The sequence below is a fragment of the Roseateles terrae genome, assembly GCF_014192155.1.
Classification (GTDB): domain Bacteria; phylum Pseudomonadota; class Gammaproteobacteria; order Burkholderiales; family Burkholderiaceae_C; genus Roseateles; species Roseateles terrae.
In genome coordinates, this window is sequence record NZ_JACHXO010000002.1 from 467,290 (window position 1) to 483,024 (window position 15,735).

The window sequence follows — 15,735 nt, forward strand, 5'->3', positions numbered from 1 at the left end:
TGTCCTCAACGGGCGACCGCGCTCAGCGCGGCCAGTGTGTCGTCCGGACGCGGCACCTGCACCTGACGGGCCTGCCCTTGCACCTGGCGCAGCAGCTCCTTGGTCACGCCCAACTTGCGGGAGCGATCGTCGAAGTAGCGGTCCAGCATGCCCTGCGCTTCAGTCAGGTCCGACTGCGCAGTGTCGAACTGGCGGCTCAGCAGGGCCAGGCGGGCATTGAGCAGACGGAGCTTCAGGTTCTCGCGCAGGAAAAACATCTGCTCCGGCGCCATCAGGGCCGCTTCGGGATGGTCGATGCGTGTCACCCGCAGCAAGCCGCGGGCTTCGCGCCACACATCGCTGGAGAGCTGGTCCCACTTGTCGCCAGCGCCGTGCAGCACACGCTCCCACCAGCCGGCATTGGGATCCAGCGGCGCGCTCGGCGCCGCTGCGGCTGCGGGCGTGGCCGAACGCGCCGGACGACCGCCAGCGGCGGTGCGGGCGGGGTCATTGCCCGGCTGGCTCACCGCCAGCAAGGGCAGCTCATCCACTTGCCGGGCGACTTCATCCAGCTTGATCGTCAGGGTGGAGACGTCCACCACGCTGACCGCCTTGATGCGGTCCAGGTCCCGCACCACCGCGCGGCGCACGCCTTCCAGGCGCGGCTGGTGGTAGCGGGCCAGGCGGTCGTCGGCCTGGCGCAGGGCCGACACCAGCGGCTCGGCGCTGCCGGTGATGGCCGACTGCTGCATGGCCACGCGCAGCGAGGCTTCGATGTCGCCCACCACGTTTTCGTCGCGCGAGCGGGTCATGGACTGGATCAGCGTCTCGAGCTGCTCACGCTGCAGGCCGACTTCGGCCAGCTTGGCATCGAGCAGCGCCACCTTGGCGGCGGTGTCTCGCGCCAGTTCCTGGGCCTGTCGGGACTGATCCCGGGCGATATTGGCGTCGCTCTGGCTGCTGTCCTGCCGCCGCACCAGTTCCTGCTCCGCCTGCTTCAGGCGTTGCTGGCTCTGCCACGCCAGGCCCAGCGCCAGCAGCGCAATCAGGCCCACCACGGCCACCACGGCCTGTGACAGGGTGGCGCCGCCGGTCCGCGGCGACGGGGAGGGGGTGGAGGGCGCCGAAACGTCGGCCGCTGGGGTGTTGGTCTCGCTCACGTGGGCGATTCTAGGGGGCACCCCGACAACCGTCGGAAAGCCTCGGCCACTGCGGCGGCGTCAGGTCGCACCAAAACCACATGTACGAGGCCCAGCGCACGTGCCCGCGCGGCAATGCGCTCATGGGTAGCCACGGCGCGAACGGCGCGCCAGTTCACCGCGATGGGGGGCTGCGGCACCGAGCCCCGGTGAGCTGTGGCGTCCGGCGTCGTCCCGCACTCCGGTGACGTTCGTTGGGATGCTGAGGCCGTTGCCTCCCCGGCCACCATCGCGGCCAGATAGCCGATCGCTTCCGAGCTGCTGAACAGCCAGATGTGACGATCCGGTTGATGCAAGGCAGACGCCAGTTGCTGATGCGTCCGCGCATCCAGCACCGGACACTGCCGACGATAGACACTCACCGCGGCCACCTGCGCCCCGGCTTCGCGCAGCCGGTCACCCAGCCATTCACGGCCGCCGTCGCCACGCACCAGCAGGGCGTGACGCCCCGTCCAGTCCGACCCCGCCACACGCTGGATTTCCGGCCAGAGATGCTCGGAATCCAGGCTGTCCGCGCCCAGCGGTGGTTGCACGATCTGATCGGCCGGCACGCCGGCCGCCTCGAGCGCATGCGCGCTGCCCGGCCCGACCGTCGCGGCCAGCACACCGGCCGGCCAGGGCTGTCCGTTGGGGCGGTGATCAAAAAAGTGCTTCACCGCATTCGGGCTGACGAACATCACCAGCGCCAGTCGCGGCAGCTCCGCCCACGCCTGCGCGGCCAGCGCCGGGTCCGCGCCCGGCACGATGTCGATCAACGGAAAGGCCAGCGTGGGCACGCCCAGTCCGGCCAGACGTTCCGACCAGTCCCGGGCCTGCGCCAGCGGACGGGTCAGCAGCAGCCGAGGTCCGTCCGCCATGGGCTCAGACGTCCCCGAGATAACCGGCGGCACCGAGATCGCGGAGCGCCTGGGCCGCCTGCTGGCCCAGGGCTTCGGCAGCGGCCAGGTCGGTCACCGGCGCTGCGGCGGCAGCGCGCAGCAGGGGCCGATCGGTCTCGACCGGGTGGCCCAGCGCCGCGGTTAGCTGAAGGAGACCGCTCGGTTCCCACACCGCATGCGCCGCCAGCGGCATGGAGCAGCTGCCGCCCAGCGCGCGGGACACCGCACGCTCGGCCACCACCGCCAGATGCGTCGGCACATGGGTCATCGCCAGCAGATGGGGCAGCAGCGGCTGATGTGCGGCCCGGATCTCGATGCCGAGGGCACCCTGACCGGCGCAGGGAATCATCTCGTCCACGCTGAACCATTGCCGGATGCGATGTTCCAGCCCGAGCCGCTTGAGCCCGGCCGCGGCGAGCAGGATCGCGTCGTACTGTCCTTCATCGAGCTTGCGCAGGCGCGTGTCCAGATTGCCGCGCACCGGCTCCACCCGCAGATCGGGTCGCAGATTGCGGATCTGGGTGACCCGGCGCAGGCTGGAGGTGCCCACGCAGGCGCCCTGCGGCAGCTCGGCCAGCGAGGCATATCGCGGCGACACCAGCGCATCGCGCGGATCTTCCCGCTCCAGCACGGCGGCCAGCACGAAGCCCTCGGGCAGCTCCATCGGCACATCTTTGAGCGAATGCACCGCCAGCTGCGCCCGGCCGTCCTCCAGCGCGTTTTCCAGTTCCTTGACGAAGAGCCCCTTGCCGCCCACCTTGGACAAGGTCCGGTCCAGGATCTGATCTCCCCGCGTCGTCATGCCCAGCAGGGACACCTCCAGGCCGCGCGCCTGCAGCAGCGCCTGTACATGCTCCGCCTGCCAGAGCGCCAGGCGGCTTTCGCGCGTGGCGATCACGAATGCTTCTGTTTGCGTCATGGGGGAGCATCGTAGCGGAGCGCGGGCCGGCAGCAATCGGGCCTCCCACCCAGACGAAGCGTTGGTTGAGCGATATCGAGGTTTGGGGGACGGCTGCGCGTCAGTCGCCCGGGCGGAAACTGATACAGTCAAATGCAGGTAACTCGGTTACATCGCCCCGCCCTGCCACCCTCCTTCAGCCGCAAGACGACGCCATGCCTGCCAGCCCCGCCTCCCGCTCCCGCTCCGTCAAGGCCGCCGCCGCGAAGCCTTCCGCAGCCGCATCCGCCAAGGGGAAGGGTCAAGCCCTCTCCAGGACTTCCGGCATGACGGCTGCAAAGACTGCTGTGAAGACTGCTGTGAAGACCGCTGCCAAGGCCAGCGCCAAGGCGTTGACGCTGCGCGCTGCAACCTCGCCTGCCGCCAGCCGCGCCGCCAAGGACAAGAACCAGCCGCTGATGGAAGACATCCGCCTGCTGGGCCGCATCCTCGGCGAGGTGATCCGTGAGCAGGAGGGTCGTGAAGCTTACGAGCTGGTGGAGAAAGTGCGACAGCTGTCGGTGGCCTTCCGCCTCAAGCGCGACGCGCAGGCCGGCAAGCAGATGGACAAGCTCCTCAAGGGCCTCTCCGGTGAGCAGACGGTGAGCGTGATCCGCGCCTTCAGCTATTTCTCTCACCTGGCCAACATCGCCGAAGACCGCCACCATGTGCGCCGCCGCGAGATCCACGACCGGGAGGGCAGTCTGCAGCCCGGCTCGCTGGCTTATGCACTGGAGCGGCTGTTCGAAGCGGGTGTGCGTCCCGGTGAAGTGGCTCGTACGCTGCAGCATGGCTTTGTCTCCCCGGTCCTGACGGCCCACCCGACCGAGGTGCAGCGCAAGAGCATCCTGGATGCCGAGCGCGCCCTCGCCGAGCTGGTCACCCAGCGCGACCATCTGCACACCGACCGCGAAAAGGCTGCGAACGAAAGCCTGATCCGCGCCCGGGTGACCCAGCTCTGGCAGACCCGCATGCTGCGGTATTCCAAGCTGACCGTCTCCGACGAAATCGAAAACGCGCTGAGCTACTACCACGCCACCTTCCTGCGCGAGATCCCGAAGCTGTATGCGGAACTGGAAGAAGCGCTGCCCGGCGAGTCGGTGGCGTCCTTCCTGCGCATGGGCCAATGGATCGGCGGCGACCGGGACGGCAATCCCAATGTCACCGCCGACACCATGCGCCAGGCCTTGCGCCGTCAGGCCGAAGTGGCGCTGCGCCACTACCTGACCGAGCTGCATGCGCTGGGCGCGGAGCTGTCGATCTCCCTGCGGCTGACCGGCGTGACGCCCGAGATGCAGGCCCTGGCCGAACGCAGCCCGGACCGCAATGAACATCGCATGGACGAGCCCTATCGCCGCGCCCTCACCGGCATGTATGCGCGGCTGGCCGCGACCCTGCACGAGCTCACCGGCACCGAAGCGCTGCGCCATGCGGTGGCACCGCAATCGCCCTACCTGACGCCGGACGAGCTGCTGGCCGACCTGCGGGTCATCCAGACGTCGCTGGAGAGCCATCACGCCCATGCGCTGATCGCACCGCGCCTGAAGCCGCTGATCCGTGCGGTGCAGGTCTTCGGCTTCCACCTGGCCACGCTGGACCTGCGCCAGAGTTCGGACCAGCACGAGCTGGTCGTGGCCGAGCTGCTGCGCATCGCCCGCGTCTGCGACGACTACAGCGCCCTGGACGAAGCTGCCCGTCGCCAACTGCTGCTGCGCCTGCTCAACGAAACCCGTCCGCTGCGGGTGCTGGGCATGGACTACAGCGACCACGCCGAGCGCGAACTGGCGATCTTCGAGACCGCCCGCGAATCGCTGCGCCGTTACGGGCGCGAGGCCCTGCGCCACTACATCATCTCCCACACCGAAGACGTCAGCGACCTGCTGGAGGTGCAGCTGCTGCTGAAGGAAGTGGGCCTGCTGCGCGGCACGCTGGACGGCGAAGCCACCAGCGACTTGATCGTGGTGCCGTTGTTCGAGACCATCGCCGACCTGCGCCACGCGCCACAGATCATGCGCAGCTTCTATGAACTGCCGGGCATGGCTGCACTGGTGCGCCGCTCCGGCGGCGAGCAGGACATCATGCTGGGCTACTCCGACTCCAACAAGGACGGCGGCGTCTTCACCAGCAGCTGGGAGCTCTACCGCGCCGAGATCGCGCTGGTGCAGCTGTTCGACGAACTGCGCCAGCAGGGGCCGCTGACGCTGCGCCTGTTCCACGGCCGTGGCGGCACGGTCGGCCGGGGCGGCGGCCCCAGCTATCAGGCCATCCTGGCGCAGCCCCCAGGCACGGTGAACGGACAGATCCGCCTGACCGAACAGGGCGAGGTGATCAACTCCAAATACGCCAATCCGGAGATCGGCCGGCGCAACCTGGAAACACTGGTGGCGGCCACGCTGGAAGCCACGCTGCTGCACCCGACCAAGCCCGCGCCCAAGTCCTTCATGGACGCGGCGCAGGCGCTGTCCGACACCAGCTTCGCCGCCTACCGCGGCCTGGTCTACGACACGCCCGGATTCGCCGACTTCTTCTTTGCCGCCACCCCGATCCGCGAGATTGCGGAACTGAACATCGGCTCCCGTCCCGCGTCCCGCAAGGCGACACGCGCGATTGAAGACCTGCGGGCCATTCCCTGGGGCTTCAGCTGGGGCCAGTCCCGCATCACCCTGCCGGGCTGGTGTGGCTTCGGCTCCGGCGTGGCGAGCTTCCTTGGCAAGGGTGCCGAGCGCGACGAGAAGCTGGCGCTGCTCAAGCGCATGTTCAAGCAGTGGCCGTTCTTCCGCACACTGCTGTCCAACCTGGACATGGTGCTGGCCAAGGCGGACCTCGACATCGCCCAGCGTTATCTGGAGCTGGTTGAAGACAAGCGCCTGGGCAAAAAGATCTTCACCGCCATCCAGGCGGAGTTCCAGCGCACCGAAGAGGCGCTGGCGCTGATCACCGGCGATGGGCATCGACTGGCGGCCAACCCGGCGCTGGCGCGCTCCATCGAGCACCGCTTCCCCTACATCGATCCGCTGAACCACCTGCAGGTGGAACTGATGCGTCGGTATCGCGCGATTCCGGTGGAGAACCGGGCCGAGGATCCGCGCATGGAGCGGGTGCAGCGGGGCATCCACCTGTCGATCAACGGGATCGCTGCCGGTCTGCGCAACACGGGTTGAGCGTCAGCGTCATCGGAGGGCGGCGCGGGTGACCGGCCAGCCCGAGGTGGCGACGTCCAGGCGGCCCTGTCCCGGCGTGACCGGGCAGCGGCGTCAGCGCTGGCCCGCCAGCGCCTCCCGCACGGCGGCCACCTGGCGGCGAGAGACCGCCAGCCATTCATTCACATGGGCCACCCGCACGGCCCAGCCCAGCTCGCCGCCGCCATCGCCATCGCCCTCCCCTACGGTGGGGACATGGCGCTCCAGCTCGCGCACCGCCGCCTTGGCCACCAGGGCGTTGCGGTGCACCCGCAGGAAGCGGTCGCCCAGGCGCTGTTCCAGATCGGTCAGCGACCCATCCATCACATGGCTGTGGGTGGCGGTGCGCAGCGTCAGGTACTTCAGCTCGGCCTTGAAATACAGCACCTCGGCCAGCGGCACCCGCAGCAACCGTCCGCGTTCGGTGATGTTGATGACCGGCCCGTCGTCCGCCGGCGGCGCGTCCTGCGGGTGTCGCGCCTTGGCCGCCGCCCGTTCCACCAGCCGCTGGGAAGCCCGCGTCAGACTGGCCTGCAGCCGCTCGCGACGCACCGGCTTGGTCAGATAGTCCAGCGCTTCCAGCTCGAAGGCCTGAAGCGCATGCTGCGCATGGGCGGTCACGAACACGATGGCCGGGGCCATCGGACGCCCCATCAGCGCCTGGGCCAGCCCGAGCCCGTCCAGGCCCGGCATCTGCACATCCAGCAGGATCAGGTCACAGCTGTGGTCACGCAGCCAGTTCAGCGCCTGCTCGCCGCTGGCGGCCTCGGCGGCCACCTCCGCACGCGGATCGTCATTGGCTTCCACCAGGCCCCGCAATCGCAGCCGGGCCAGCGGCTCGTCGTCCACGATCAGCACCTTCAGCGGCGGTTGGGTCAGCATGTCGTTCCCTGTTCGATCAGCCAAAACACTCAGCGCGGCAGCAGGATCCGCACCATGAAACGGGTCGGCGACGGCGCCACCTCGATCCGCGCCGCGACATCGTGCATCAGTCGCAGGCGCTGCTTCACATTCTTCAAGGCCAGACCGTGGCCACGGGTGCGCGCCGTGGCGCCCACGGTGTTGACCACCCGGATTTCCACTTCGTTGCCTCGAACGCGGGTCAGGATGCTCACATCGCCGCCGCCGTCGTTGGGCTCCACCCCGTGGCGCACCGCGTTCTCCACCAGCGGCTGCAGCAGCAGCGGCGGCACCCGGGTGTCATCGCCATGCGGATCGACCTGCCAGTCCACTCGCAGCCGCTCACCAAACCGCAATTGCTCGATCGCCAGATAGCGCTTGGCCAGATCGACTTCCTGCGACAGCGGCACGCCTTCAGTCCGCGGGCCCGTGTCGGCCAGCGCCACCCGGAACAGTTCCGCCAGGTCTTCCAGCACTTCTTCCGCGCGGGATGGGTCCACGCGCACCAGCGCAATCGCGGTGTTGAGGGTGTTGAACAGAAAATGCGGACGGATGCGGGACTGCAGTTCCACCAGCCGCGCCAGCGCCTCGGCGGGCGCCTGGGCCCGCTCGCGCAGCATCAGCCAGAACAGCAGCACCGCCGCCCCCAGCGCACCGAAACCGGCGGCGCCGACCCGTTGCAGCGGGGTCAGCACATCCACCCCCATCAGCACCAGCAAGCCGGTGCCCAGATGCGCACAGGCTGCGCCCAGCGCGATCGGCAGCGCCCATTGCGCGCCTTGCGGCAGACGCGCCAGCACGCGTTTCAGTCCGCACACGATCAGCAGCCACGCCAGCAGCGCCGTCATCGACGCCACCGTGCTGGTGCCCATCGCCCACGCCCAGTTGATCAGGGACTGCTGCGCCATCGCCAGACCCAGTCCCTGCACCAATTGCACGCCCAGTACCGCACGCAGCACCAGCCCGACATGACAGACGTCAAAGCGGCGGCGCGGATCGATCAAGGGGGTGGGCGGCATCGGCCGGGTCTCCAGCCGCGTGTCTTCCCACGCCGCCTGGGACGCCAGCGTCGACGGCGGGGCGGATGGCGGCTGGGAATGTTGCGCGCGGCGGGTGGTTGGCGCCCGATCGGCCATGGGGTCTTGGTCCTCGCCCTTTAGAATCGTGCCGCATTCTCCCCCACCGGGTGACCCATGGCCGCCCGGTTCGCCACAAGACGTGACGCCGGTTACGACTTGCCCCGAAGTTTCTGCCGTCTGCTGAGCCCGCGATGTCCAATCCCTCCGACAACCAACTGGCCAACAAATCCCAGGCCTGGTCTGCCCTCTTCTCCGAGCCGATGAGCGACCTGGTCAAGCGCTACACCGCCAGCGTCGACTTCGACAAACGCCTGTGGGACGCCGACATCCGCGGCAGCCTGGCCCATGCCGACATGCTGGCCGCGCAGTCCATCATCAGCGCGGAAGACCACGCGTCCATCCAGCGCGGCATGGCGCAGATCCGCGAAGAAATCGAATCCGGCCGCTTCGAATGGAAGCTGGACCTGGAAGACGTGCACCTGAACATCGAGGCCCGCCTGACCGAACTGGTGGGCCTGGCTGGCAAGCGCCTGCACACCGGCCGCAGCCGCAATGACCAGGTCGCCACCGACGTGCGCCTGTGGCTGCGCGGCGAGATCGACGTGCTGGTCGGCCTGCTGACCGAGCTGCAGAAGGTGCTGGTGCGCCAGGCCGAGCGGCATGCCGACGTCATCCTGCCGGGCTTCACCCACCTGCAGGTGGCCCAGCCGGTGAGCTTCGGCCACCACATGCTGGCGTATGTCGAGATGTTCGCGCGCGACGCGGAGCGCCTGCTCGATGCCCGCCGCCGTGTGAACCGCCTGCCGCTGGGCGCCGCCGCACTGGCCGGCACCAGCTATCCGCTGGACCGCGAACGCGTGGCCCGCACGCTGGGCATGGAAGGCGTGGCGCAGAACAGCCTGGACGCCGTCAGCGACCGGGACTTCGCGATTGAATTCAGCGCCGCCGCCGCGCTGATCATGGTGCACATCTCGCGCCTGTCGGAAGAGCTGATCCTGTGGATGAGCCAGGCCTTCGGTTTCATCGCCCTGCCCGACCGCTTCTGCACCGGCTCCAGCATCATGCCGCAGAAGAAGAATCCGGACGTGCCGGAACTCGCGCGGGGCAAGAGCGGCCGGGTGGTGGGTCATCTGATCGGACTGATCACCTTGATGAAGGGCCAGCCGCTGGCCTACAACAAGGACAACCAGGAAGACAAGGAACCGCTGTTCGACACCGTCGATACGCTGAACGACACCCTGCGCATCTTCGCGGACATGATGGACGGTCTGACGGTCAAGGCGGACGCGATGGAGCGCGCCGCCCTGAAGGGCTACGCCACCGCGACCGACCTGGCGGACTATCTGGTGAAGAAGGGCCTGCCTTTCCGGGACGCGCATGAGGTGGTGGCCCATGCGGTGAAGACGGCGCAGGCCCAGGGCGTGGACCTCTCCGCGCTGAGCCTGGAAGCACTGCGGCAGTTTGATCAACGCATCGAAGCCGATGTGTATGACGTGCTGTCCCTGCAGGGCTCGCTCAATGCGCGCAACATTCTGGGCGGCACGGCACCGGCCCAGGTGCGGGAACAGGTGAAGCGCCATCAGGCACGGCTGGGCGGCTGAGCATCAGAAGGACACACACAATGAGTACGCTGGACTGGTCGGACACTCTGGTCTTGAATCAACCGGAGCTGGACCACACCCACGAGGAATTCGTGGATCTGCTCAACCGCTTCGGCGACACGCTGGACCGCGGTGAAGACGCCCTGCCCGCCTTCAAGGCGCTGCTGGCCCACACCGAGGAGCACTTCGCGATGGAAGAGCGCTGGATGGCGGCGACCGGCTTCGAGCCGGAGAACTGCCACAGCAGCCAGCATGCGATGGTGCTGAACGTGATGCGGGAAGTGGTTCGCTACGCTGAGGAACTGGGGGACCGGGAGCCGATGCCCATCGTCCGGCAGGAACTGGCGCAGTGGTTCCCCGGCCATGCGGAGATGATGGATGCGGCGCTGGTCTACACGATGCAGCAGCGCGGCTTTGATCCGGCCACTGGCGAGTTCAAGGAACCGGCGCTGGAAGGCGCCACCGCCGGTGGCGGCTGCGGCAGCACCAGCTGCGGACACTGAAACCACGCGGGCGGGCAGTCACCGTCACTCGGGCCATCCCGGCCCTTCCGACCACGGTTGCCCTCCCGCATGCACCGGGCATTCCACCCCGCCTGTACGCCACCGCACCCCCCCTGCTGACAGGGGCTGACTCGGCGTCCGCCACAATGTCGCATGGCTGATTCGACGCCATCGCTGCCCGATCGCCTGATCGCCCATCTGGACATGGACGCCTTCTACGCGTCCGTGGAGCTGCTGCGTTATCCGGAACTCAAGGGCATGCCGGTCGTGGTGGGAGGGCGCCGCGCTCACACCCCGCAGCTGCGCGCCGACGGCACCCGCGAGTTCTACAAGCTGCAGGACTACACCGGTCGCGGCGTGGTCACCACCTCCACCTATCCGGCGCGTGCGCTGGGGGTGTTCTCCGCCATGGGGCTGATGAAGGCGGCCCTATTGGCGCCACAGGCCATCCTGCTGCCGGCGGACTTCGAGGCCTACCGCCATTACTCACGGCTGTTCAAGGCGGCGGTGCGCGAGATGGCGCCCGTGGTGGAAGACCGCGGCATCGACGAAATCTATATCGACCTGACCGACGTGCCGGGCGTGCGCGACCCGGTCGGCCACGATCCCCTGGGCGGCGTGCGCTCCCTGGCGCGGGACATCAAGAATTCGGTCTTCAGCGCCACCGGGCTGACCTGCTCCATCGGCGTGACGCCCAACAAGTTGCTGTCCAAGATCGCTTCAGAACTGGACAAGCCCGATGGCCTGACCGTGCTGACGATGGACGATCTGCCCACCCGCATCTGGCCCTTGCCGGTGCGGCGCATTAACGGCATCGGGCCCAAGGCCGGCGCGCGTTTGAACGAGCTGGGCATCGAGACGGTGGGGCAGCTGGCGCAGGCCCCGCAGGAACTGCTGTCCCAGCATTTCGGGCCGGGCTACAGCGTGTGGCTGCATCAGGCCGCGTGGGGTCTGGACGACCGGCCGGTGGTGACCTATAGCGAGCCGGTGTCCATCAGCCGCGAGACCACCTTTGAGCGGGACCTGCATGCCAAGCGGGACCGGGCGGAGCTCTCCAGCATCTTCACGGCGCTGTGCGAGCAGCTGTCATCGGACCTGCAGCGCAAGGGCTACCAGGGACGGACGATCGGGATCAAGCTGCGCTTCGAAGGCTTCCGGACGGTGACGCGAGACCTGACGCTGGACGCTCCCGTGCAGGATGCGGCGTCCATCCGTCAGGCGGCGGGCCAATGCCTCAAGCGGGTGGATCTGACGCAGCGGCTGCGGCTGCTGGGGGTGCGGGTGGGCAAGCTCAGTCGGCCCGGCACGGAGGAGCCGGGGCGCAAGACACGACGCGCGGGCGCTTCCGCCGGTGGCGCCGCCGGCGCTGCGGCTCAGTCGGGCCCGGTGCCGGAGACTTTGCCGCTGTTTGACTGAGGGTCCGGCGCTGCGGCCGAGGTCTGGGCCGGGGTCAGGGCCGCGGTGTGGGCCGGCGTTTGGGCCGGTGATTGGGCCGGTGATTGGGCCGGGGTCTGGGCTGACACGGGGATCGCCGTCGGCAGCCGCCACATCCACAGTCCCACACACAGGCAGCAGAGCGCCGGCAGCCAAGGCAGCACCGGCATCAGCCAGGCGGAGATCAGCGAGCTGACGGTCATCATGCCCCAGGCCAGTTGCTTGGCCCGCAGCGGAATCGCCCGGGTGGCACGCCACTGCCGCACCATCGGCCCGAAGCGCGGGTGGGCCAGCAGCCAGGCTTCACAGCGCTCGCTGCCGCGCGCAAAGCAGAAGGCGGCGAGCAGTACAAACGGCGTGGTCGGCAGCAGCGGCAGCACGATGCCGATGACGCCCAACAGCAGGCTCAATCCCCCGGCCAGCAGCCAGGGCCAGCGGCGCCAGTGCGAGCGCGGGCCTGCGGGCCGGGCGCGACCGTCCGTCGTCGGGGACACCTGTTGCGGATTGACCATTCGGGCACTGTAAATGAAGCCGGCGCGCACGCTCCGCATAAATGCCCCTCCCCGCCGCGGATCAAACGTCCTAGCATCGGCGGCATGGACGTCATCACCTGCATCGAAGACCTTCGTCGACTAGCTCAGCGTCGTGTGCCGCGCATGTTCTACGACTATGCGGACTCCGGCTCCTGGACGGAGAGCACCTACCGCGCCAATGAATCCGACTTCCAGTCGATCAAGCTGCGGCAGCGGGTGGCCGTGAACATGGAGAACCGCAGCACCGCGGCCGAAATGATCGGCCGGCCGGTGACCATGCCGGTGGCGCTGGCCCCCACGGGTCTGACCGGCATGCAGCATGCGGATGGCGAAATTCTCGCGGCACAGGCGGCGGAAGCTTTCGGCGTGCCCTTCACCTTGTCCACGATGAGCATCTGCTCCATTGAAGATGTGGCAGCGCATACGAAGGCGCCGTTCTGGTTTCAGCTCTACGTGATGCGGGACCGGGGCTTCATCAACAGCCTGATCGATCGGGCCAAGGCCGCCCGCTGCGGCGCCCTGGTGCTGACGCTGGACCTGCAGATCCTCGGCCAACGCCACAAGGACCTGCGCAACGGCCTGTCGGCACCGCCCAAGCTCACCATGGCCAACCTGCTCAATATGGCCACGAAGCCGCGTTGGTGCATGGGCATGCTGGGCACTTCCCGGCGCCAATTCGGCAACATCGTGGGGCATGTGAAGGGCGTCGAGAACATGGGCTCGCTCTCAGAGTGGACCGCCAAGCAGTTCGACCCCCAACTGAGCTGGGACGATGTGCAATGGATCCGCGACCGCTGGGGCGGCAAGCTGATCATCAAGGGCATCATCGATGAAGAAGATGCCCGGCTGGCGGCGAAGACCGGCGCGGATGCGCTGATCGTGAGCAACCATGGCGGACGACAGCTGGACGGTGCGGAATCGAGCATTCGCGCGTTGCCGCGCATCGTCGAGGCGGTGGGCGACCAGATCGAAGTGCATCTGGATGGCGGCATCCGCTCCGGGCAGGACGTGCTCAAGGCATGGGCCTTGGGCGCGCGCGGCACCTACATCGGCCGCGCCTTCCTGTACGGACTCGGCGCCATGGGCGGACCGGGGGTGACCCGGGCGCTGGAGATCATCCACCGGGAGCTGGACCTGACGATGGCGTTCTGCGGCCACCGGCAGTTGACGAACGTGGATCGGAGCATCCTGCTTCCTGGCACCTTCCCGCAGTAAAGCATCGCCCACAAAGAGAAGCCCCGCGGCGGCAGTGCCATCGCGGGGCTTTGTCTGGCTGGCGACTCACTGGGTGAATCACCGCCGCCGGGCATCCAGCAGGGATGGCACGCGGCCATCCGCTGACACGCTTACAGCGCGTTCATTTCCTTCAGCAGACGGTCGGCCTTGTCGACCACCTTCATCTGCCACAGCATGTAGCGGGCATCCAGGCAGATGCTGCGGGTGGTCTTGTCGTTGAACTCCCAGTCGGAGATCAGCGCATCCAGCGTGCCGTCAAACAGCAGTCCCACCAGTTCACCCTTGCTGTTCAGCACCGGCGAACCGCTGTTGCCACCGGTCGTGTCCAGCGTGGCCAGGAAGTTGACCGGCACCGAGTCCAGCGCCTTCACGCCGTACTTGTCGAAGTTGCGGGCCTTGATGGCGGCCAGCTGCTCCGCGGGCGCGTTGAACTCGCCGGTACCCGTGTGCTTGGCAACGATGCCACGCAGCGTGGTGAAGGCGGTCCAGGTGGTGCCGTCGGTACCCGGGTTGCGACCCAGCACCTGACCGAAGCTCACCCGCAGCGTGCTGTTGGCGTCCGGATACACGGCACGGCCGCGGCTGCCTTCAAAAGCAATCAGCGCGCGCATCGTGCCGGCATAGGCTTCCTGGATCTGACCGGCCAGTTCCTTGTCCCGGTTCTCACGGGCTTCGTCATCGGCGTGCAGGGCCACGGCGGCCTTCACCATCACATCGGTGCTGGCGGCGAAGTCGGCCGGCGTGCGGCCCAGCCAGGCCTGACGGCCACCGGCATTCGCCAGCTGGCTGCCGGCATAGAGCTCGTCCACGCGGGCGGTCACTGCGGCGGCGTCCATGCCCTGACGCAGGCCCAGGGCCGACAGGAAGGCGGCATTGAGCTGGTCGGCCGGTTGCGCCAGGTACTGGACCAGGAAGTGGCTCACCACCTTCTTGTCGGTCACCGCATCAAACCGGCGCTCGGCGGCATCCATCGCCTGGCGGCGGCGCAGCTGGTCGCGGTCCTGATAACCGCTCTTGCGCTCGGCATCGGGCTTCTGTGACTGCAGGGCCTGTTCGTACAGATCACGCGCCTGGTTCAGCAGGCTGGGCGTGGCGTAGGGCAGCAGGAACTCGCGGCGAGTGATGGCCTGACGCTCGGCCAGCAGACGGTCCACCTCGGCCAGCGAGGGGCCGTATTGCTCACGGCGCTTGGCATCGGCATTCACCCACGCCTTCAGATCCGCATAGGCGGCCTGCTTGTGCGGCAGGATGCCGGCATCAGCGTAGCTGGCCAGCTGACCTTGGTAGTTCTTGTAGTAGTTGCCCACGCCGGCCACGGTGTTGGCCAGCTTGATTTCGGCATCGCGACGGCCGGCCGTGGCTTCACGGATGGTGGCCAGTTGCTCGCCCATGGCCTTCACGCGGGTCGGCATTTCCCAGTTGAAGGCGTAGTCCACTTCCGACGGCAGACGCAGACGGTTGGTGCGGCCGGGGTAGCCGGCGACCATCACGAAGTCGCGCTCGTTCAGCGGCGAGCTGGCCATCTTCAGGACATGCTGCGGCTGATAGGGCTTGTTGTCCGGGCTGAAGTCGGCAGGTTTGCCGTCCGGGCCTACATAGGCGCGGTAGAAGCTGTAATCGCCGGTGTGGCGCGGCCACATCCAGTTGTCGGTGTCGCCACCAAACAGGCCCACGCCTTGCGCCGGCGCATGCACCAGACGCACGTCGCGGATTTCCAGCTGCTTGATCAGCTGGAACTGCAGGCTGCCGTAGAAGGCGTAGACGTTGCAACGATGGCCGACGTCCTTTTCGCATTCAGCGACCAGCGCCTTTTCATTCTTCTCGATGGCGTCCACCCGGGCCTTGCCCTTGAGGGCGGCCGTCTTGGCATCGATGATGCGGTTGGTGACGTCCGTCAGCGCCACGGTGACCAGCACCCGGCTGCCCGGGGCGGCCGGCAGTTCGTCCTTGAAGGTCGGGGCCAGGAAGCCGTTCTTCAGCAGGTCCCGCTCCGGCGTGGAGTTGAACTGGATGCTGCCGTAGGCGCAGTGATGGTTCGTCACCACCAGACCCTGCGGCGACACGAAGGAAGCGGTGCAGCCTCCCAGGCTCACCACGGCACCCATCGGATAACCGATCGGCTGCGACAGCCGCGCCGGATCGATGGCCAGGCCAGCGGCCTTCAGATCCTTGGCCACCTGCGGCAGCTGCTGCGGCATCCACATGCCTTCATGCGCCTGCGCGGCAACCGCACCCATGGCCAGCGTGGCCCAGACCAAACGTTTCATGCAGGACTCC

General features: G+C 67.9%; 12 protein-coding genes. 5 read left to right on the forward strand and 7 right to left on the reverse strand.

Translation table 11 applies throughout. The features are described 5' to 3' along the window. Window positions 1-5: 5 nt before the first annotated feature. The 3 genes from FHS28_RS08520 to hemC are packed head-to-tail and all read right to left on the reverse strand — an operon-like array spanning window position 6 to window position 2,975. Entirely contained in the window at window positions 6-1,139 is a 1,134-nt protein-coding gene (locus tag FHS28_RS08520; RefSeq protein ID WP_310736764.1) for a uroporphyrinogen-III C-methyltransferase, read from the reverse strand. Next, window positions 1,136-2,035 carry a uroporphyrinogen-III synthase gene (locus FHS28_RS08525; protein WP_088450335.1) on the reverse strand — a complete coding sequence of 300 codons (900 nt, stop codon included), beginning with the start codon at window positions 2,033-2,035 and terminating at the stop codon, window positions 1,136-1,138. The genes FHS28_RS08520 and FHS28_RS08525 overlap by 4 nt, the downstream gene beginning before the upstream one ends. Window positions 2,036-2,039: 4 nt before the next feature. Continuing rightward, window positions 2,040-2,975 (reverse strand): hydroxymethylbilane synthase, encoded by a 936-nt coding sequence (gene hemC / locus FHS28_RS08530; protein WP_088450337.1) that lies wholly within the window; start codon window positions 2,973-2,975, stop codon window positions 2,040-2,042. A 437-nt stretch (window positions 2,976-3,412) separates the two neighbouring features. Between hemC and ppc the strand changes: the two genes are divergently transcribed. Next, a complete protein-coding gene (gene ppc, locus FHS28_RS08535) occupies window positions 3,413-6,154 on the forward strand; it encodes a phosphoenolpyruvate carboxylase (protein WP_246409841.1) in 2,742 nt (913 codons plus the stop codon). A gap of 93 nt (window positions 6,155-6,247) precedes the next feature. On the opposite strand, the gene FHS28_RS08540 is transcribed toward ppc, so the two are convergent. Together FHS28_RS08540 and FHS28_RS08545 are read right to left on the reverse strand one after the other, a co-directional pair. Continuing rightward, window positions 6,248-7,054: a LytR/AlgR family response regulator transcription factor gene (locus FHS28_RS08540; RefSeq protein WP_088450341.1), complete on the reverse strand. Its 807-nt coding sequence runs from the start codon at window positions 7,052-7,054 to the stop codon at window positions 6,248-6,250. 29 nt (window positions 7,055-7,083) lie between these two features. After that, window positions 7,084-8,208: a sensor histidine kinase gene (locus FHS28_RS08545; protein WP_088450343.1), complete on the reverse strand. Its 1,125-nt coding sequence runs from the start codon at window positions 8,206-8,208 to the stop codon at window positions 7,084-7,086. Window positions 8,209-8,342: 134 nt separating this feature from the next. Here FHS28_RS08545 and argH point away from each other — a divergent pair, with 134 nt between their 5' ends. The 3 genes from argH to dinB all read left to right on the forward strand — a co-directional run bounded on the left by argH (window position 8,343) and on the right by dinB (window position 11,671). After that, window positions 8,343-9,752, forward strand: a complete 1,410-nt coding sequence (argH, locus tag FHS28_RS08550; protein ID WP_088450345.1) for an argininosuccinate lyase — start codon at window positions 8,343-8,345, stop codon at window positions 9,750-9,752. Between the two features lie 20 nt (window positions 9,753-9,772). Continuing rightward, entirely contained in the window at window positions 9,773-10,255 is a 483-nt protein-coding gene (locus tag FHS28_RS08555) for a hemerythrin domain-containing protein (RefSeq protein WP_088450347.1), read from the forward strand. Between the two features lie 153 nt (window positions 10,256-10,408). Continuing rightward, complete coding sequence (dinB, locus tag FHS28_RS08560; protein WP_088450349.1) at window positions 10,409-11,671, forward strand: DNA polymerase IV; 1,263 nt, start codon at window positions 10,409-10,411, stop codon at window positions 11,669-11,671. On the opposite strand, the gene FHS28_RS08565 is transcribed toward dinB, so the two are convergent. Continuing rightward, the gene (locus FHS28_RS08565) at window positions 11,629-12,201 is read right to left on the reverse strand and encodes a YbaN family protein (protein WP_088450681.1); all 573 of its coding nucleotides are present in this window, start codon (window positions 12,199-12,201) and stop codon (window positions 11,629-11,631) included. The two genes, dinB and FHS28_RS08565, sit on opposite strands and share 43 nt — an antisense overlap. A gap of 84 nt (window positions 12,202-12,285) precedes the next feature. On the opposite strand from FHS28_RS08565, the gene FHS28_RS08570 reads away from it, so the two are divergent. Next, window positions 12,286-13,437: an alpha-hydroxy acid oxidase gene (locus FHS28_RS08570; RefSeq protein WP_088450351.1), complete on the forward strand. Its 1,152-nt coding sequence runs from the start codon at window positions 12,286-12,288 to the stop codon at window positions 13,435-13,437. Between the two features lie 131 nt (window positions 13,438-13,568). On the opposite strand, the gene FHS28_RS08575 is transcribed toward FHS28_RS08570, so the two are convergent. Next, window positions 13,569-15,725, reverse strand: a complete 2,157-nt coding sequence (locus FHS28_RS08575) for a S46 family peptidase (RefSeq protein WP_088450353.1) — start codon at window positions 15,723-15,725, stop codon at window positions 13,569-13,571. Window positions 15,726-15,735: the final 10 nt, after the last annotated feature.